Annotated in this window: 1 protein-coding gene; it reads right to left on the reverse strand. The window is 63.1% G+C overall.

Annotated features, from left to right (window positions below):
• Positions 1-443: hypothetical protein (locus tag AC1D00_RS43750; RefSeq protein ID WP_477015019.1), on the reverse strand; the 443-nt coding region annotated here is incomplete at its 3' end.
• Between the last annotated feature and the right edge of the window lie 311 nt (positions 444-754).

The following is a 754-nucleotide window of genomic DNA, read 5'->3' on the forward strand; positions in this document are numbered from 1 at the left end:
TTGTCGGCCTGGACCTGCGCGATCTGCGCCTTGATCACGGCTTGGGTGCCGACATATTTCTTGGTCGCGGGATCGAAGCCGCCGAGCACCAGGCTGATGTTGTCGACGACGTTGTTGTAGTCGTCATAGCTCGAAAAGCCGTTCTTCTTGGCGACGCCGTCGAGCTGGGCGATCACCTTCTGGTCGGGCGCGGCGTTCTCCGGAAGCTTTTCCGTGATCGCATCGACGTCCTTCTGCGCGGCGAGCACGCCGTCGAGCTGCTTGTCGGTCAGCGCGATCTGCTTGAGCGTGGGAGCCTGCTGCTGCGCCGGCGCCGCCTGCTGAGCGGGTGCGGGCTGCTGCTTGGCTTGCGCGAACGCGGTGCCGGAGGAGGCAAGCGATGCTGCGGACAGCAGGCACGCGACGCCGAGCGCGGTGAGAGCGGGACGAAGCAATGCTGGCATGGAAGTCTCCTCCTGAAGGGGGCTGGCTGGTTTTGGCGGTGGAAAGCTAGGGAACCCGAAATGAACTCCGCATGAACTCCGCGTGGTCCTGCTAGCGGGAGATCGTGGCTGAATGATCACAACTTGATGGAGGCCGCGGCGATCACCAAACATTGTCCCGCGTGCAATTCGCCTGTTGTGCGGCAGTTGCGTCGCGCCGATGCTCGAGCGCATCGACAAACACAGAGACGAAGATGCCGACCTACCGGGGATCCTGCCATTGCGGCGCGGTGACGTTCAGCCTCGTGTCAGATATCACGGAGCTCACGACC

The sequence above is a fragment of the Bradyrhizobium sp. P2_E8 genome (genome assembly GCF_056403875.1).